Raw genomic sequence first — 20,309 nt, forward strand, 5'->3', positions numbered from 1 at the left:
CCGAAACAAGACGCCGCATGCCTCCCTCATTCCGAGCCAGACCATGCCTGACCAGTAGAAATCAAGCGATCACGTTCGGTTGAGATACGGCTTCTCAACTGGCCCATCGTGTTTGTCGTGAGGCACGGTTCCCTCCCAGCCAGCCGGGGCACGCCCCTCATGCGGACGCCCATGCGCCGCGATCGTACTCACCAATTGCGGTGACGACAGGCCTCTTGCTCGCAGAGGCGGAGGGTCCTGGTCGTGCCCTGACGGGGCCGCGGTGTGCGCGGCCCCGTGTTGTGCACGGCGGTGGTCAGGGCTTAGTCATCGTGCGGTTGTGTTGGTGCCGGTGGCCCACAGGGCGCCGCCCTTGCCCGGCCCTCCGGTGCTCGTGTAGACGACGAGGTTGCCGTCGTTCTGCATCGTGGCGTAGGCGCCGGAGTGGCCGCTGGTGTGGGTGGACCACAGGGCGCCGCCCTTGCCGGGGCCGCCGCCGTTCTTGTAGACGACGAGGTTGCCGTCCGTCTGCATCACGGCGTACGCGCCGGAGTGGCCGGAGGTGCGGCTTGACCAGATGGCGGCGCCGTCACGCCGGCGGTACATCACCAGGTTGCCGTCTATCTGCATGACCAGGCGGGTGTAGCTGCCCTGGGTCCACCAGCCGGGCTTGAGGGTGGTGCCGGAGGTGACGGTCTGCGGCCGCGCGTTGGTGCCGCTCCTCCACAGCGGTGAGGTGCTCGCCTTGCCGTAGACGACGATGTTGCCGTCGTCCTGCACGGTGGCGTACGCGCCCGGATTGCCGTACGTCTTGCTCGACCACAGGGCGCCCCCCACGCCTGGGCCGCCGTCGTTCTTGTAGACGACCAGAATGCCGTCCGCCTGCATCACCGCGTACGCACGGGAGTTGCCGCTCGTCCCGGTCGACCACACCACCTGGCCGCTGCCCTTGCCGGTGTTCAGCCGGGCCACGAGATTGCCGTCGGCCTGCATGGTCAGCGTCATCGTGGAGCTGCTCAGGCTGTGCCCCGGGAGCAGGTGCTGCCCCGGGTAGATGAAGGAGCCTGCGGCGGGTGCGGGGGTGGAGGCGGGGATGTGGGGGGCGACGACGTGGACGTTCTTCCCGCTGTCCAGGTAGGCGATGCCGCCCTGGTACTTGTCGACGGCCCAGGTCACCCGCCGGTCGTCGGCGACCGGTCCGACGGGAAGGTCGGCCAGGTCGCTGGTGGTCGCGGCGTCGGTGTGCACGTCGGTGAGGGTGAGTTTGCCCGTTGTCGTGTCGTGCTCGACGACGAATCCGTCGCCGAGCTGGGCGAGATGGGCGGGTACGGGGACGTCCTCGCCGGTGGCCAGGTCGTACACGCCCGCCGGGCCCGAGGGCCCGCAGGACCAGTACACCCAGTGCTGGGTGGCGGCCTGCAACTCGCTGGGCACGCAGGCGGTATCGGTCGGGATGATCTGGACGGTGCGTCGGGTGGTGAGGTCGATCTGGGTCAGCGTGCCGGCGGTGGGACCGGGGACCCATACGGTGGAGCCGGACAGTGCGGCGGCGGAGATGGGTCGGGTGAACAGGACGTGGCTGGTGCCGCCCGCGTCGGCGTCTCCGATGTACTGCTTCTTGGTGGAGGCGCCGTTGTAGACCACGTAGGGGCCCTCGGCGTCGACGAGGGTGCCGCCGGTGGCACCGGGCGTGACCATGACCGCCCTGCTGTTGGGGGTCTGCACGGTGACGGCATCGCCCTGCGTGTTGGCGTTGGGCCAAAACTGCGAGATGTTGCCGTCGCCGGTGGCGATGGGTGGGTTGCAGGTGGCCGCGGTGTCGCAGTGGGCGGGAGCGAATGGCAGGAGGAAGCCCTGCTCGGCGCCGTAGGTGGGCGAGGCACCGAGCTGGACGCTCCGGTCGTAACCGGAGTCCCCGCCGGTCGAGTCGCGCCGGACCATGAACAGCTCGCCGCCGCCGAGGGCCAGGCCGTCGAGGGGGGCGGGCGCGACGGGGTCGGAGTCCACGGCCGTGCCCGTCGGGGTGCCGTCCGCTCCGGCGGTGAATAGGCGGGCCGCCCAGTCGGTGTCGGACGAGCCGCCTACGACGACGGCGCCGTCCGGTTCCTGCTTCATTCCGTTGGCGTGATCGAGGACGGGGGTGACACTGCCGGAGCCGGACAGCGGCATTACGTAGACCGGGTAACCCAGTCTGTCGTCCGTGGTGGCCGCACCGGAGTGCGTCACCCCGTAGATCATCAGCAGGGAGTCGCCGACTATGCCCATCGTGCGCAGGGTGCTGTTGTACCCGCTACCCAGCGGCGCAGGCGGGACCTGGATGGTGGTCTCTGTTCCGCCGGGAGCGGTACGGGACACGATGTGGACCTGCCCTGCCGATACGATCCCGTCGGCCCCGGCCCACGAGTACCAGGCGATGTACTTGCGGGACAGCACGACGCGGGCACGGGGGGCCAGCGGCCCCATGGTGGGCGTGACCGCACCGGTCGCCAGATCCACCAGCGCCAGCCGCTGCTCGGCAGTGCCGTTGACGGTCTCGGTGTAGGAGATCACCACGGAGTCGGCGTCCCCGGCGAGCACCGGAATGCGCAGTATCGCGCCCGCGGGCCATCCGGTGACTGGTGTGTCAGTCTGCTGTCCGTCCGCCGTGCCGAGCACATGAAAGCCCGTGACCGTTCCGTCCGCGGCCCTGGTGACCGTCAGCACGCGCGAGCCGAAGGTTCCGACGTAACTTTGGCCGGTACCGGGCGTGATGGTAGTCGTCGTTCCGGAGTCCATGTCGTGCAGGTGGTAGCCATCGGCGGACGGGGTTGCCACGACGTCGGAGCCCGCACCCGAGGCGGCGGGGATCCAGCCATTGCTGCCGATCTCCGGTAGAGGGATGTCCGGCCCGCCCGCGTACTTCGTCCACACGAAGGTGGACTGCGCGTCTGACTGGTGCAGGAAGCCACCGGTGCCCGCAAAGGCGATGGCGTCCTGGGGCGGGTCGTTGAGCAGCGCGGCCGGTATGACCGTCTCGGTGGGGGTGTCGGCTGTGGCCGAGGCCGTGGCCGTGGTCAGGGGCAGAGCCCCCGAAGCGAGGGCGCATGCCGCGGCGACCACGATGCATCCGCTCCTCAGGGTGTGCTGGGCCACCCATTCCTCCTTGGGACGGGGCTGTCCTGGTCGGCGTCGGCCGGGCAGGACAGCCTGTCAGGTTTTCAGTTACGTGCGGTCAGCAGTGTTACGGCACGTCCTTGTAGGTGCCGGTGGACCACAGGGCGCCGCCGGTGCTTGGGCCGCCGCCGTTCTTGTAGATGACGAAATTGCCGTCGTTCTGCATGACCGCGTAGGCGCCGGAGTGGCCCCAGGTGCCGGTGGACCACAGGGCGCCGCCACTGCTCGGACCGCCGCCGCTCTTGTAGACGACGAGGTTGCCGTCGCTCTGCATGTACGCGTAGGTGCCGGTGTGGCCCGAAGTGTTGCTGGACCAGATGGCTTTGCCGTCGGTGTTGCGGTAGATCACCAGGTTGCCGTCGGGCTGCATGGCCAGCCGCGTGTATTGGGCCTTCGTCCACCAGCCGGACCAGAGTTTCTGGCCGGAGGCGATGGTCTGCCCGCGCTTGTAGGTGCCGGTGGACCACAGTGCGCCGCCGGTGCTGTTGTAGACGACGATGTTGCCGTCGGCCTGCAGGGTGGCGTTCGCGCCTAAGTGGCCCGAGGTGTGGCTGGACCACAGGGCACCGCCGATGCCGGGTCCGCCGCCGCTGTTGTAGACGACGAGGTTGCCGTCGCTCTGCATGAAGGCATACGCGCCGCTGTGGCCGCTCGTGCCGCTGGACCATACCGCCGGGCCGTTCCCGCTGCCGCCGGTCTCGAGGTAGGCGACGAGGTTGCCGTCGTTCTGCATGGTCAGCGTCATGCTGGTGCTGGACAGGCTGTGGCCGGGGGTGAGGAACTGTCCCGGCTGCATGGTGGTGCCGGTGGCCGTCGGCGCGATGGGCGTGACGGTCTTGACGTCGGCGGAGTCGACGTAGGCGAGGCGGCCGTTGTACTGGATGGGGTAGTAGGTGGTCGTTCCGGTGACGAGGGTGCGGTCGTCGGGGGCGCTGCCGTCGATGTTCACCGAGTTGTAGAAGTCGCCCTTCACGGCGGGCTGGGCGAGGTAGACCTGGCCGGCCGCGATGGTGTACTTCGACAGCGGTGTGACGGGCTGTGGGGTGTTGGCGGAGGGGTAGGCGCCTGCCTCGGGGTAGGCGCGGCCGTAGACGGGGATCGAGGTGGTGCCGTCCTTGGCGGTGATGAGTGTCTGGCTGCTGTCGTCGGCCGGGAGGGTCCACCTGCCGCCCGGGTTGTCGAACCAGGCCTTCTGCCCGCCGTACCAGATCGCCGTCCAGTCGCCCTGCTGGGCGGCGACGACGAACCGTTGCCCGGCCACGGCCTTGTCGCCCCAGTCGAATCCGGCGGTGGTGCCGGAGCCGGTGGAGTGCAGGTAGGGGTCGGCGATCAGCGGGTCGCTGGTGGAGGGGCCGGTGCGCAGGTAGACGAAGTTGGCCGGCTGCGCGGAGGCGTTGTCGACCGGGGGCTCGTTGGCCGTGGTGAACGGCGGGGCGATGGTGACCAGTTCACCGGCCTGCAGTGGGTCCCCGACCGGGTTGGAGCCGATCGGTGCGCCCAGGAGTTGCAGGTAGTGGGTCCAGTCCCAGAAGGGGCCGGGGTCCCAGTGCATGCCGGCGACGTAGGCGTCCAGAGGGCCGGGGACGTTGTCGTGCCCGAAGATGTGTTCGCGGTCGAGGGGGATGCCGTACTTGGTGGCCAGGTACTTCACCAGCGCGGCCGAGGACTCGTACTCCGACTCGGTGTACCAGGACGCGCCGGAGATGGCGTAGCCCTCGTGCTCGATCCCGATGGAGTGCATGTTGACGTACTTGTTGCCCGAGTGCCAGGCGATGTCCTCGTCGGGCACCATCTGGGTGACCAGCCCGTCGGAGGAGCGGATCACGTAGTGGGCGCTCGCGTACCCGGTCGGGTCCTGGAACTGGCTGACCGCCGTCGCGTAGTCCGACTCGGTGTCGTGGATAACGACGTTTCGGATCGCATCGCCGTCCGCCGGGCGGTTAGCGATGTCGTAGTTGCCGTAGTTGCTCTTGTCAGTGGGGTCGTTCTGCGCGTATGCGGCCGCCACGAAGTTGCAGACCAGGCCGGAGGGGCACTCCGGCGTCGGCGTCGTGGTCCCGTCAGCCGGGACGGCGTAGCCGGCCGTGGCATATCCGGTGCTGGTTCCGCCCTGGGTCCAGTAGTCGGCCGACCGGTAGCCCGCACGCCTGATGTGCGGCCGCAGGGCCGGCTGCGCGGACACGGTGACCTGTTGCCCGTCGGCCGTGGTACGGCTCAGCCCGGTACGGATGTGCGCGTAGACCCGCCGCGCGAACTGCGCAGCGCCCGCGGGGTCGGGAGACTGGCTGAAGCGCTCCACCGCCAGGTACCACTGCGCCGGATCCGCCGGAAGAGTACCGGTGGCCTCCTTCTCGTAGCGTGCGAGCAACGCGGCCCCACCGCGCACGCTCTGCTCCATGTCACCACGCAGGGCACCGGCCGGCTTGCCGATCAGCTTCGCGGCCTGGTCGAGGGTGTGCAGTGCCGGAGCGGACGTCCGCACCGCGCCCACGTCCGCCAGAAGCCGTGCGTCCGGGTGGAACCTGCCCCGGTGGTCGTCACCCCGCATGTCGAGTTCGGCCATCCGGTCCGTGTCTGAAGGCCGCTTCAGTGCCTTCGGGCCAACCTGGGTCAGGCCCATCACGTTGTAGTTGCCGGTGGTGCTCGGGCTGCCGTCGTGGCTGTCCCACCGGCTCTGCTGATACGCCACCGCCATCAGCACGCTCTGCGGCACGTGGAACTCCTGGGCAGCCGCGGCGAATTGATGCTGCAACGCGTACGGTTGCGGTCCACCGGGCTGCTGCGCCTGCGCCAGTGCTGTGACACCCGCCGCTGCGACAGCCAGCACGCCCGCGATCCCCAGTGACAACCGCACGTGCGATCTGCGGTGTCTGTTCCGCCCTTGAGTCAACGTTTGCAATCCCTTTGCTGATGTGCGCCGTGATCATCCGCTGGGGGGCGGGTAGCGGGACGCGACAGGTGTCAATATCGAAAGAACTGGGTGAGAAGAAGGTGAGCGGTACTGCCTTGGCTGTCGTGCTGTTGGGGGCCGCAACTCAGGTCCGGTGCGATGGCTGCGGGTTTGCGGCCTGTTGTACCGCGCTGATGACAGCCGACCGGTCCGCCGGTGAATAATTGCGTACGTTAGGCAGCTTGACCGCTGGGCCCATGGTGATGAATCGCTGATGGGGGTTGTGCCGAGCGGCCGTGGTCACAGCATCGTGGAGTTCGGGGCCCACGGAGATGATCAGTCCGCACTTGCGCTGTACGAGGCTGTTGACATAGGGCACGGATGCTGCCGTGCTGCCTTTCGGGACCTGAATGTGCTGCGCGTTGATGGCGGCACCCGACGCGGCCTTCTGCAGGGATGACCAGACGGGCTGGGCCATCGACGCGTCCTGCTGTCCATTGACGAGGCAGGCGCGAAAATTCCTTGAGATGTTGTTGGCGACGATCTTCGGTGTCCGGGGGCCAGTCAGCAAAGCGGCGGCAAGCCATGTCAGCAGCCCGGTGGCGACCAGTGCGCCTGCGGCAGCCATGAGCCGGGCCCTTCGAGGGCGACCGTGAAGGCTGAAGGAAAGGTTCACGTAACGTGCTCCGGAATTGGTTCTCGAAGATGGTCTGTTGACCTACCGGTGAGGGCGAGCCGCACCTTTAGGCTCGCCTTTTCTGGTTCTTCTTGCCTGAATTGGAGGCGGGACGCGATGTGCCGCGCGACGGCGTCGGAGTCGGGTCTGCCTTCATGGCGGTACGGCTCGTGCGGCGCCGGACGACGATCCACGACGCGGAGATCAGTGCCACTGCCGCCCCACCCAGTGCGATGACGGTGACCCACCCGACACCGGTGTTCGTGTGCTTGCCCAGCGGGTCGGCGGACAGAAGCGGGTTGGCGGCTGAGCCGTCGACGGCGGCGGGCGCGCGCAGGGCCGCCAGGGGGTCGATGAGACCGTAGCCGTACTGGTCGTTGTGCCCGCTGCCGCCGGGCCGTTGGGCGGTGCTGATCAGTCGGCGGATCGTCTGGCCCGCACTCAGGCGAGGGAAGGCGGAACGGACCAGCGCTGCCGCTGCCGAGACATAGCCGGCCGCGTAGCTCGTGCCGTCTGCCCTCACATATTGGCCGCGGTCGTTGGCGGAGTAGATGCCGGCGGCCGGCGCGGCGAGCGTCGAGGCGGGTCCGGATTCGCTCACCGGCCAGAAATGACGGCTGGAGTCGGTTCCGGTGACGTCGATGACGCCGGGGAAAGCAGCCGGGTACATGGCCGGATTGCCGTTCTCGCCGGCGTTTCCGGCAGAGGCGACGACGACCGCGTCCTTGCCGAGCGCGTAGTTGACGGCTTCGCGCAGCAGCGGGTCGGGTGTGGCCGTTCCGGAGGATACGTTGATGACCTGTGCGTGGTGATCGGCGGCGTATTTGATGCCCTCCGCGATCGTGGTGGGATCCGCGGCCGCGTTGGTGGACACGCGGACGGGAAGTACTTTGGACTCCGGTGCGAGTCCGGTCATTCCGGTGCCGCCGTTCGCCTTCCCTGTGCCCGAGATGATGCCGGCGATGGCTGTTCCGTGCGAGTCGCTCGAGATGTCGGTCTGGCCGTTGTCCCGAGGGTCTCCGATGAACCCTGCGCCCTGCAGGACCTGGCCCTTGAGGTCGGGATGAGCGGCGTCGACTCCGCTGTCGACGACGGCGACAGTGACGCCCTGCCCCTGTGATATGCGCCAGATCTTGTCCGCTTGGAACTGCGTGAGCGGCCACTCGGACTGACGAATGACCACCGCTTCGGCGGGAGCGTCGGCCGCGAATGCCAAGAGTCCCACAAGGGCAGTGCCGGCAAGGAATCGGCAAAAGGTCGGCAGCGCGGTGGGCGCGCAATTCCTGCCGGACCGTCTTCGCGGGATCGGGAACAGCACGAACAGCTCCAATCTGTGTGGGCCTCCCGTACGGCATGCACGGGGAGCGCACGGAGCCAGCCAGGTTCTACCACATTGCCTGGGACGGTGACCGGGGGGCCGGAATGCTGGTCAAGGCCGAGCATCGGCGGGCCAAGCTTTGCCCAAGATCACAGGGGCAAATCCGGCGCAAGGGGGTTTGATCACGCCAAGTCGTGGCGTGAAAGTGTCGTCGAGTTGTTGATCAAGCCTCCAGGTGCCCGCTACAACTTCCGCTTACGCCTCCATGGGTGAGGCGTTGATGTGTCCTGCCTGTGGGGGTTGTGCGATGAGTCGCCGTCAGTTCCGCGTGTCGTCTGGTGCGGGTAGAGGGTTGGCGTCCGTCATCGCCCACCTGGCTGGCGGCGTGCAGCGGCGCTGGCTACGGGGGATCGCCCTCGCGGTCAGTGGCGTCCTGCTCGTGGCGCTGGGGACGCAGTCAGCCCAGGCGGTCATCGACGAGCACGCCCTGGCGTCGAGTTCCGCGGTGCTGCCCCATCAGCGGACGGGTTCCGCTGCCGGGCTGTCGCACCAGGTGAAGTCGGCGGCGCTGCGCGCGAAGGGAAGCGCCTCCAGCCCGAAGGCCAAGCCGGTGCGGGGCGCGCTTCCGCCGTCCTTGACGCGCCTGCCGAGAGCGAAGGAGCGGGGTTCGTTCCGTCCGCAGGGGCAGCTGTCGACGAAGCGTGTCTCGCCCCCGGCCCGGATCCGGGCGGCTCTGCTGAAGGAAGCTCAGCGAAAGGCGGCCAAGGCGGCTGGCGCCGACTCGTCAGCGCATGAGGGCGACCCGCACATACCTGGCCCGAAGGCCGACGGTGCGGAGGTGGTCAAGGACCGCACCGGGAACACGTCGGTGTTCAAGAACGCGGACGGCACCCTTACCGCGCGCGTCTACAGCCGCCCGGTGCACTACCGCACGGCGTCGGGCACCTGGGCCGACATCGACAGCACCCTGGTACAGGGTTCCGACAGCCGGTGGGCTGAGCGCGCTGACTCCCCGTCGGCATCCTTCGCCACCAGCGGAAACGATTCGCTCCTGGTCTCGTACGGGCCCACGGCGAGCGAGCAGGTCGGCTACTCACTCAAGGGCGCAGCCGCCGTGACGGGCCAGGCGTCGGGCAACGCGATCACCTACCCCGGGATCGCCACCTCCTCGGACCTGAAGTACTCGGTCACCTCAGGAGGCGTGAAGGAAACCCTCCTTCTGCATGACGCCTCGGCCCCGACGACCTGGGTGTTCCCCCTCCACCTGACCGGCCTGACCCCGTCCCTCACCTCGGACGGCAGCGTCGTGTTCAAAGACTCCAAGGGCGCAGTGCGGGTGACGATCCCGCACGGCTACATGGAAGACTCGAACATCGGCAAGGTGTCCGGCGAGGGCGCCACCTCCACCGGCGTGACCTACAGCCTGACCAGCGTGGACGGCGCTCCGGCGCTGCGGGTCTCGCTCGACGCCTCCTGGCTGCACGACAAGGCCCGCGTGTTCCCGGTCAAGGTCGACCCGACGAACCTGAACGCCTCTTCCAGCACGTATGTGGAGACGCCGTACGACACCAACTTCTCCACCGACTCGGTGCTGAAGGTCGGCTCGTACGACGGCGGCAGCCACAAGGCCAACAGCTATGTCCTGAACTGGTCGTTCGGCACGACGTTCAAGAACGACTACATCGAGCAGGCGTCGCTGTACCTGGACGACGTGTGGTCCGGCGGCTGCACCGCGGAACCCGTCTACGTCCACGGCATCACCAGTTCCTGGAACGTCGGCACGATCGCCGACTATCCGGGTCTGTCGTACGGGTCGACGATCGGCTCGGCCAGCTTCGAGGCCGGGGCGAGCTGCGGCGGTTCGTCCTGGCACGGGATCGACATCGGCGACAACCCCAGCGCGGCCGGTGTGAAGCTGCTGGAGGGCTGGGCGCACGGCACCGTCTACAACAACGGCCTGGCGCTGACCGCGAGCAACTCCGTGGTCGCGGCGTGGAAGCAGTTCGCCAGCGTCAACTCCTCCTACCCGCCGTATCTGTCGGTCACCTACAGCTCCTACGGCGCCGACTACTCGATCCCCAAGCAGACGTACACCGAGCCCACGGCGACCACCACCGGTTCGATGAAGGTGTCGCTCACGAACCGGGGCACGGCCTCCTGGTCGACGTCGACCACCCAGCTGGCCACCGACATCTACAACACGTCCTGGACGAAGCTGAGCACCAACGCCACCAAGACGTACGTGACGAGTTCGGTGAGCCCCAACTCGTCGCTGACGATGACCGGGACACTCCCGGCGGAGCCGCCCGGCCAGTACTACGTGTGCTGGGACATGCTGACCAGCGGCACCTCGTTCTACACCACCTACAACGTGCCGCAGACGTGCGCTGAGTTCACCTCCGCGGACACGCCGCCGCAGATCGACTCGATGTCGCCGCCTTCCAACGTCGTGGCTGGCTCCCTGACTCCGCAGCTGTTCGCCAGCGGCAGCGACCCGGACAACTACCCGGGCAACGCCCTGACCTACGACTTCCAGGTCTACACCAACCCGACGTCCGGCAAGCCGTCCCTCGTGGTGGACTCCGGCTCCACCACCAAGACCCAGTGGACCGTTCCGGCCGGCAAACTGGCCTGGAACCAGTCGTACTACTGGATCGTGTCGGACAGCGACGGTGACGCCCAGAGTGCCTGGTCGTATCCCTCGTACTTCTCCACGACCGTCACCCAGCCGCTGATCACCTCGCATCTCGGTGCGGCGGCACAGGGCCCAGCCGGCCGGACCTTCGCCCCCAGGGTCGGGAACTACACCACCGCCACGACCGACGCGGACGTCTCCGTGGCAGGTCCCGCGCTGTCGGTGAAACGCTCCTACAACTCCCTCGACCCGCGCACCGGCACCCTCTTCGGTGCGGGCTGGTCGACGCTGTACGACATGTCCGCCCTGCCGGACAACGACGGCTCCGGTGCGGTCGTGGTCATGCTGGCGAACGGCCAGGCGACGCGGTTCGGGCTGAACGCGGACGGGACCACCTTCACGCCACCGCAAGGCACCTACGCCACCTTCCAGACCGTCAGCGGCGGCTACACCCTCACCGACAAGTCGGGCACCACCTACACCTTCGGTCAGCAGGTCGGATCGGCCTGGAAGCTGAAGACGATCACGGACGCGTCCGGGCGGAGCGAGACGCTCGCCTACAACGCCGACGGCACCCTGGCCACGGTCACCAACACGACCAGCAACCGGTCGCTGCACTTCACGTTCAGCGGCGGCCATGTCACCCAGGTGGCCACCGACCCGGCCACCTCCGGAGGCGCGGCCGAGACCTGGACGTACTCCTACAGCGGCGACGACCTGACCGGGGTGTGCCCGCCCACCTCCACCACCGCGTGCACCACCTACTCCTACACCTCGGGGTCGTCCTCCGGCTCGCACTACCGCACGGCCGTACTGGACGCCAACCCCTCCTCCTACTGGCGCCTCGGTGAGTCGACCGGCACCTCCGCGGCCAGCGAGGTCGCAATCAACGAGGGCAATGACAACGGCACCTACACCGGTGGCGTGACCCATGGCACGGCCGGACCGCTGCCCGGCTCGCCGACCACCGCCGCTACCCTCGACGGCTCCAGCGGCTATGTCTCCCTGCCCAACAGCCTTCTCACCTCGGCGAGTTACGTCTCCGTCGGGATGTGGTTCAAGACCACCGCCTCCGGCGTGCTGTTCTCCTACCAGAAGGACGCACTGACCGGCAGCTCCACGCCCGGCAACTACACGCCAGCGCTGTATGTCGGCACCTCCGGCAAGCTCTACGGGGAGTTCTGGGCGGGCAGCGTCTCCCCGATCTCCACCTCGACCTCGGTCGCCGACGGCCGGTGGCACTACGCCGCGCTGTCCGCCGCAGGGAGCACCCAGTCGCTCTACCTGGACGGGAACCTTGTCGGCACCCTGTCGGGGCAGGTGTCGGTGACCGGCCAGCCGGCGGACGCCATCGGCACCGGATTCATCGGCGGCCACTGGCCCGACGAGCCGCACTACAGCACCTCCAGCAACACCGGCTACCGCACCTTCTTCAACGGCTCCGTCGCCGAGGCCGCCTTCTACACCCACGCGCTCGGCCTCCCGGCCGTCCAACAGCAGTACACCGCGGGCACCCACGCCGCCAGCGAGCTGACCGGCACCACCCTGCCCTCGGGCAAGACCGCAATGGCCGCCGCCTACGACGCCTCCCGCGACCAGGCCACCCAGATCACCGACGCCGACGGCGGCACCTGGAAGCTCGGCCAGGCCACCACCACCGGCTCCGGCGCCTACTACCGCGACGCGGTCATCTCCCAGGCCGCCCCCAACTACTGGCGCTTCCAGGACACCTCCGGCAACCAAGCTGCCAACGAGGTCGCCGGGACGACGGCCTCCAACTGGTGGTCCTCCGGCCCCGCCACCTACAACAACGTCACCCTCGGTGCGCCGGGACTGTTCACTGGTAGCCCGGAGACCGCCGCGTCCTTCAACGGCACCAGCTCCTACGTCTCACTGCCATCCACCACGATCTACAGCGGCAAGGTCTCGGCGAACTTCTCCATCGAGCTGTGGTTCAAGACCAGCGCCTCCGGCGAAACCCTCTTCAGCTACCAGAGCGGCCCCATCGGCGCCACCCTGTCGGGCAACTACACCCCCGCCCTGTACGTCGGCGCCGACGGCCACCTCTACGGGCAGTGGTGGGACCACCTGCTGTCGCCCATGGAGTCCCCGGACCCCGTGAACGACGGGCAGTGGCACCAGGCCGTGCTCACGGTGAACACCGACGGTGAGCAGACCCTCAACCTGGACGGCCAGCAGGCCGACACCCGCACCGGCCAGCAGCTGGACTTCACCGGCGAGAACGTCGTCTCCATTGGCGCCGGCTACCTGTCGGGATCCTGGCCCTCCCTGCCCTCGAACAACCCCCAGGGCTACTTCAACGGCTCCATCGCCGAGGTCTCCACCTTCAACCAGGCCCTGAGCACCCAGACCGTCGCAGCCCAGTACGCCGCCCGCGGCACCTCCAACGGCGCCACCCCGGTCACCACCGCGACCGTGACCGACCCCACCAACAAGACCCTCACCTACCGCTACGACCCCGCCAACGGCTCCCGCCTGATCTCGGTCACCGACGCGCTCGGCCACACCACCTCCTACTCCTACGACTCCGGTGGCTTCCTGGCCACGGTCACCGACCCGGACGGCAACTTCACCACCACCACGCACAACACACGCGGGGACACGCTGTCGCGCACCACCAGCGACATGCACGGCGACACCACCACCAGCTACGCCACCTACCCGGCATCCGGCACCTACAGCGTCACCGACCCGCGCAACGACGAGCCCACCTCCTACGCCGACCCGCGCTCCGCCGACGCCACCGACACCACGTACGCCACCACCTACACCTACGACTCCTCCGGGAACCTGCTCACCTCCACGGACCCCGACCAGCACGCCGTCACCAAGACGTACACGGCGGGCACCGAGTCCGCGATCGGCGGCGGCACCGAACCCGCAGGTCTCCTGGCATCCGTCAAGGACCCGAAGGGCAACACCACCAGCTACGCCTACGACAGTGCCGGCGACCTCGCCCAGGTGACCTCGCCCTCGGGGCTGAAGACCACCTACACCTACGACAGCCTCGGCCGCCGGCTCACCCGCAACCAGATCTCGGACACCTACCCGGGCGGCGTGACCACCAGCTACACCTACGACGGCCAGGACCGCGTCGTCACCGCCACCGGACCGGCCACCACGGACGCCGTCAAGGGAACCATCCACACTCCGCAGACCACGTACACCTACGACGACGACGGCAACACCACCACGCAGGCGGTCGCCGACACCACGGGCGGCGACCACACCCGCACCACCACGTGGACGTACGACTCCTACGACCAACTCGCCTCGGTCACCGACCCCGCGGGCCGCAAGACCACCTACGGTTACGACGCCTACGGCAACCGCACCTCGGAGACCGACGCCGACGGCAACGCCTACACGTACGCCTACTCACCCACCGGTGAGCTGCTCACCACGACCCTGACCAACTACACCGGGGACCCGGAAAACCCCTCCTCGCCCAGCTCCCTGGTGGTGGACTCGCGCGCCTATGACCCAGCCGGCTGGCTCGCCTCCGACACCGACGCGATGGGCCGAACCACCGCCTACTACTACAACTGGAACCACCTGCTCATCCAGAGCTACCTGGCCAACTTCCACAACCCGGACGGCTCCACCACGACCAAGGTCCTCCAGCAGGACGCCTACGACGCCGCAGGCCACCTGACCGAGCAGCAGAACACCGCCGCCCTGATCGAGACCGACTACACCGTCGACCCCGCGGGCCTGGTCACCGGCTCCGTCTTCGACCCCTACGGCCAGAACAAGACCACCACCTCCAACAGCTACGACGCCGACGGCAACCTGACCTCCGCGTCCGTCACCAAGGGCAGCACCACCGAACAGACCGACTACGCCTACGACACCCTCGGCGACGTCACCTCCCAGACCGTCCACGACGGCTCCACCAACCTGGTCACCACCCACACCTACGACCAGCGCGGGCTGCTCACCTCCACCACCGACCCACGCGGCAACGTCTCCGGCGCCACCGCCGCCAACTACACCACCGCCTTCACCAACGACCAGGCCGGCCAGGTCACCCAGGTCACCGCACCAACGGTGAACGCCGAGAAGAACGGGGCCGCCCCGCAGGCGATCCACCCCCTCACCTTCTACGGCTACGACACCTTCGGCGACCAGACCTCCGTCGACGACCCCGACGGCAACATCACCACCTACACCTACGACGCCGACGGCGAGCAGGTCGCGGCCTCCGACGCCGCCTACACCCCGCCGGGCTCCACCACCTCCCTCACCCCGACCACCACCGCCACCTACGACGCCGACGGCCACCTCACAACCGCCACGGACGCCGACAACAACACCACCCACTACACCTACGACCAGCTCGGCGACCTGGCCCAGACCCAAAGGCCCGCCGTCGGCGGCACCACGCCCACCAGCCACATCACCTACGACGCCGACGGCGAACCGCTGTCCGGCACCGACCCCACTGGTGCGGTCGTCCAGACCACCTACGACGACCTCGGCCGCCAGGCGACCTCAAGCGCCGTCGTCCGCCAGCCGACCACCACCACCGACACCACCACGTTCGGCTACGACGCGGCAGGCAACCAGACTTCCGTCACCCTGCCCGGCGGCGAGCAGTCCACCGCCACCTACGACGCGGCCGGCAACCTGCTCACCGCCACCGACGCCCGCAGCAACACCACCCAGTTCACCTACGACCTCGACGGGCGGCTCACCAAGACCACGCTGCCCGACGGAACGGCCACCACCCAGACCTACGACTCCGCCGGACGGCTGACCGCCACCGCGAACCTGAACGCCTCCGGCACCACGCTGGCCACCACGTCGTACGCCTACGACCCTGCCGGCAACCCCACCTCAGTCACCGACGCCGACGGCAACACCACCACCTACACCTACGACGCAGGCAACGCCCTGACCCAGCAGACCGAACCGGTCAGCTCCACCTCCACGATCACCACCAGCTTCGGATACGACGCGGCAGGCAACCGCACTCGCTACACGGACGGCAACAACAACGCCACCGTCACCACCTACAACACGCTCGGGCTGCCTGAATCGACCATCGAGGCCAGCACCACCGCGTTCCCGAACAGCGCCGACCGCACCACGACCCTCGCCTACGACGGCAACGGCAACCCGACCACCATCACCCGCCCAGGCGGCGTCACCCTCACCCACACCTACGACGCCGACGGCCGCCTGACCGGCACCTCCGGCACAGGTGCGGAGGCCACGACCGCGAGCCGCGCCTTCGGCTACGACGCCGACGGCCGCCTCACCTCCGCCGGTGCCCCTGGCGGCACCAACACCTACACCTACGACGACCGCGGCGAGACCCTCTCCGCCTCCGGCCCGTCCGGCAACGCCACCTACGCCTACAACTCCGACGGCCTGCTCACCTCCCGCACGGACAAGGCGGGCACGGCGACCTTCACCTACAACCCGGACGGCCAGGTCGCCACGGCCACCGACCCGGCCACCGGCACGAGCATCGGCTACACCTACAACTCCACCGGACAGGTCACCGGCATCGCCTACGGCGGCACCGGCAACGCGTCCCGCAGCCTCGGCTACGACGCCCAGCACCGCCTCACCAGCGACCAGTTGACGGCACCCGGCGGCACCACCGAGGCATCCACCTCCTACGGCTACGACAACGCCGGACACGTCACCTCCCGGGCCACCACCGGGACCGCCGGAGCGGCGTCCAACACCTACGGCTACGACAAGGCGGGCCGCCTGACCTCGTGGAACAACGGCTCGACCACCACGAGCTACGGGTACGACGGTGCCGGCAACCGCACCAGCGTCAGCAGCGGATCCACCACGACGACCGCGAGCTACAACGCCCGTAACCAGGTCACCGGCACCAGCAACGGTTCGTCCTCGACGACGTACGCCTACACGGCCCGCGGCACCATGGCCTCGGTCACCGGCCCGCAGGGCACCGAGAACCTCACCTACGACGCCTTCGACCAGCTGACCAAGGACAGCACCACCACCTACACCCACGACGACCTCGGCCGCCTCGCCACCGCGGGCACCAGCACCTTCGCCTACGACGGCACCGACGAGCCGGCCGTCTCCGACGGAACCGAAACCTTCGGCCGCGGACCTGCTGGTGACCTCCTCGGCATCAACTGCCCCGGCGGCGCCGCACTGGCCTACACCAACCAGCACGGCGACCTGACCGCCACCTTCACGGCAACCGGAACCAGCCTCACCGGCTCCACCGCCTACGACCCCTACGGCCAGACCACCGCCACCAACGGCACCCAGCACGACCTCGGCTACCAGGGCGGCTGGACCGACCCCGCCTCCCACCGGGTGGCCACCGCCAGCCGCTGGTACGACCCGGCGACCGGTGACTTCACCAGCCACGACTCCACCAGCCAGCCCCCGATCCCGTCCGTCAACGCCAACGCCTACGCCTACGGCAACGACGACCCGCTGACCAACGCTGACCCCTCGGGCAACAGCGCCTGCGAAGCCGGCGGTCACGGCAGCCCCTACGGATACCCGTCGTACTCATACGGGCATCCCCAGCAGGGTGGGGATGCCTCCCCGTACTACAGCAACCCTTGGGCCAGCAAGATCGCTGCGATGCAGGCCGAGTTGGACGCGATGGACGAGTACTACTACTCGCCCCCCGCGAATCCCTGGAGCGGCAAGATCGCGGGGATGCAGGCCGAGTTGGACGCTCAGGACAGTTCTTCGTCTTGGTCGTGGGCCAGTTACGGGGCCTGGCTGGACAGCCAGTCGTACGACGGCGAACTGGGCGCGGGAATTTCGGAGGCCAGGGGCTTCGCCGAGGCCGAAGCGTCAGATTTCGACCTTGCCGCCGGCTACAGCAGCTGCGACGTCACTGCGCCGCCCCCGCCGCCCCCGCCGAACGCCAAGGATGGCCTGCGGGAGAACCCGGGCACGAGGCCGACCGGCCAGCCCAAGGGGCACGAGAGCCCGCACCAGAACGGCACCAAGGGCCCGGGCACGGGACCGTCGGACACCAAGCCGGTCCACTCGAAGGGCACAGCGCCTGGCAAGGTCACGGCCCCGGCCGCCCACCGGCCCACGGGGAACGGCAGCTCCCCGGAAAATGGCAGTGCCCTGGACAACAGTGACGGCTGCACCGGAGGCCTCCTCGGCTTCCAGTGCACTGGCGGCGGGAACCTCCTCGATCCCGGCACCGGTGTGGCCTACTGCAACCCAGCCGCAGGCTGGACCGCCGGAAACACCTGTGTACCGCTGCCATCGGCCGATACAGGATCGACGGGCGGGTCGACTCAAGGCGGCCAGTGCAGTTTCTCTCCCGACACCAAGGTCTTGATGGGGGACGGCAAGTCCAAGCCCATTGAGAAGATCAAGACCGGTGACAAGGTCGAGGCCGGCAACCCCAAGACCGGCAAACACCAGGGTGCCCGCACCGTCCAGCACGTCTGGATCAACCACGACCATGACCTGCTCGACCTCACCATCCGCACCAAGGGCGGCCAAACGGCCACCCTCCACACCACCGCCAACCACCCCTTCTGGGACGACACCACCCACACCTGGGTCCCCGCTGGGAAACTGCCCGCGGGTGATGCTCTCAACACCGCCACCAACGGCCACGCCTACGTCGTCGCCACCCGGCCCACACCGGGCGTCGCAAACCGCTGGAACCTCACTGTCCGGCAACTCCACACGTACTATGTGCTCGCAGGATCGACTCCGATTCTGGTGCACAACGCGAATGGAAATAGGAGCGATCCGGAAGAAGTTTGTACTATCGGCCCGTACGCGGGTGGGTCGATCCCGGCGCGGAGCAAGTCCCAGAAGTTCGACGAATCGCCGGGAGGGGAAAGAGACCAGATCAACTTGTTGGGTAGTTACTTTGGCTGCCACACATGTGGGATCGTCTTCCCGTTCGGCTCGAAAAAGGGGTATGTGCCGGATCATCAGCCCATCAGTTCATGGGTTCCGGACGGATTTCCCCAGCGACTGTACCCACAGTGCATCACGTGCAGTCGGCAGCAGGCGGGATGGGCAAGGCAGTTGGCGCCGATCATGCGGCCCATCTACGAGAAGATGGCCCGGGAACTCGGGTATATACCCTAGAGAAGGAAGGTCGACGAGGTGAGTCTCAAGTGGGTCGAGTCTGAGGGGGGTCCGATGATCCTCGTCGAAGATTCCCTCAGATCTGCGTGGGGCGGCTACCGCAACTCGGATTATGAGCGGTCATGTGAGGTGGACGGGTATCTCGGCCGGGTGACGTTCGGGGCCTCCGATCAGCCGTCGTCGGCGGTGGTGATCGGCGATGTCCCCGCCCCTACGACCTTCGTGGAAGAATTCCGCTCTCTGGTTCAGTGGATCGCCTGCTCAGGGGAGTCGAGGATTCTAGAGATCGTGCGCGAGGGGCTGGACCTGGTGAGTGACTGGGTGGACGGGCCGGTTGTCGAAGTTAACGGAAGGCTCGCAGTATTCGATGCGGCTCTGCCTGGGGCTGATGCTCAGGGTGATGAACTGCTGGTTTTCGAAATCGAGCCAGCGGTCTATCGATTGAGGAGCGCGGATATCGAATCGGCCGGTGCGTGCGCCCGAGTACACAGGCTTGACCATCTCGCTGAGCCGGTCGCCGTCGGGTAGGGCGGGATCCGGAGCGGGGTGAGGGGCGTACCAAGGTTGAAGGAGATGCCAAGAAAGCCACCGTCCCGGCTTCCCGAGCCCGGCGTGGCCGGGTCCCGCGCTCGAACCGTGCGGCAGTCTGATGGGGGAGCCCGACCGTCCCGTACCGATGATGGTACGTGGCCGTACAACGGCGCTCTGCCAGTGCTCGCACGGTTCGCCGGGCCGGCCAGCCGCGGCAGTGCGACCGTCTGCTGAATGATGCCGGCACTCGGTGCTCTGCCGAGGGCCTGGGACGCCAGAAGCCGAGGCCCGTATGGCCTGGGGAGATGCAGGGCACTCTGGCCCCCGAGCACGGACGCATCGTCCAGGCGAGCAGCGTGCTCAACGAGATCACCATCCGAGCCGCTGCTGCGGCATCGTAGACGGTCGTCTTCGACTGTCCGCGCCACACACTGTTGCCGAACGATGGTCGTGCTGGGGGGCACGTCAGGGAGTTGAAAGCGCCCGCAGTGTCCGGCCGAATAGAGCCCCCGTGATGGCCCCGAGTGTGGTGGCCGCGAAGCCGAGGACGAGGCCCGGCGGTCCAGGCAACTGCCGGTGCCTGGACAGTGGTTGGCACTTCTCGCCCCGGACTGGCGCGGCGACGGCGAGCTCGGTGTCGGGTACGTCGGCGGCGTAGGTGACCGTCAGATGCAGGCCCGCCGCGGCGCCGTGCACGGTCCCGCTGGGCAGGTGCTTCGTGAGGGCGAGGAGCTATGGTGTCACTGAGTGGTGTGCATCGTGAAGTAGCAGGTGACGGGCCTGGTGTGCGTCGGCTCCGGGGGTACTCATGCTGGTGACGGCGGGTGACTTCGGTGGAGATCGTCGGTCAGCGGGCGACTTCCCCGTTTGTGAGGACGAGCAGGCGTGGGCGGTCCTCCCTCATCGTTGCCCACTGCCGCGGCGCCGCCTAAGACCTCGTCTCATTTGGTGAGTCTGCGGTAGCAGATGAGGCTGCAGGCGATGGCGGTGAAGGCCATGAAGTGTTCGGCTTTGCGCTCGTAGC

6 protein-coding genes are annotated in these 20,309 nt (G+C 68.1%); 2 read left to right on the plus strand and 4 right to left on the minus strand.

The genetic code is table 11. The features are described from left to right. Positions 1-306 precede the first annotated feature (306 nt). The 4 genes from ACZ5NH_RS43900 to ACZ5NH_RS43915 all read right to left on the minus strand — a co-directional run bounded on the left by ACZ5NH_RS43900 (position 307) and on the right by ACZ5NH_RS43915 (position 8,028). Positions 307-3,111 (minus strand): hypothetical protein, encoded by a 2,805-nt coding sequence (locus tag ACZ5NH_RS43900; RefSeq protein WP_468783898.1) that lies wholly within the window; start codon positions 3,109-3,111, stop codon positions 307-309. A gap of 88 nt (positions 3,112-3,199) precedes the next feature. After that, entirely contained in the window at positions 3,200-5,959 is a 2,760-nt protein-coding gene (locus ACZ5NH_RS43905; RefSeq protein ID WP_468783900.1) for an N-acetylmuramoyl-L-alanine amidase, read from the minus strand. 208 nt (positions 5,960-6,167) lie between these two features. Next, positions 6,168-6,650 carry a BMP family ABC transporter substrate-binding protein gene (locus ACZ5NH_RS43910; RefSeq protein WP_468783902.1) on the minus strand — a complete coding sequence of 161 codons (483 nt, stop codon included), beginning with the start codon at positions 6,648-6,650 and terminating at the stop codon, positions 6,168-6,170. 115 nt (positions 6,651-6,765) lie between these two features. Then, positions 6,766-8,028 (minus strand): S8 family serine peptidase, encoded by a 1,263-nt coding sequence (locus ACZ5NH_RS43915; RefSeq protein ID WP_468783904.1) that lies wholly within the window; start codon positions 8,026-8,028, stop codon positions 6,766-6,768. A 340-nt stretch (positions 8,029-8,368) separates the two neighbouring features. On the opposite strand from ACZ5NH_RS43915, the gene ACZ5NH_RS43920 reads away from it, so the two are divergent. Next, positions 8,369-18,754, plus strand: a complete 10,386-nt coding sequence (locus ACZ5NH_RS43920; protein ID WP_468783906.1) for a LamG-like jellyroll fold domain-containing protein — start codon at positions 8,369-8,371, stop codon at positions 18,752-18,754. Positions 18,755-18,772: 18 nt separating this feature from the next. After that, the gene (locus ACZ5NH_RS43925) at positions 18,773-19,282 is read left to right on the plus strand and encodes an Imm21 family immunity protein (protein ID WP_468783908.1); all 510 of its coding nucleotides are present in this window, start codon (positions 18,773-18,775) and stop codon (positions 19,280-19,282) included. The last annotated feature ends 1,027 nt before the right edge of the window (positions 19,283-20,309 follow it).

Source organism: Streptomyces sp. NPDC031426, assembly GCF_055581585.1.

Coding starts and splice junctions, on each gene's coding strand:
- ACZ5NH_RS43910 (WP_468783902.1), bottom strand. CDS start 6,650: ATGGCTGCCGCAGGCGCACTGGTCGCCACCGGGCTGCTGACATGGCTT.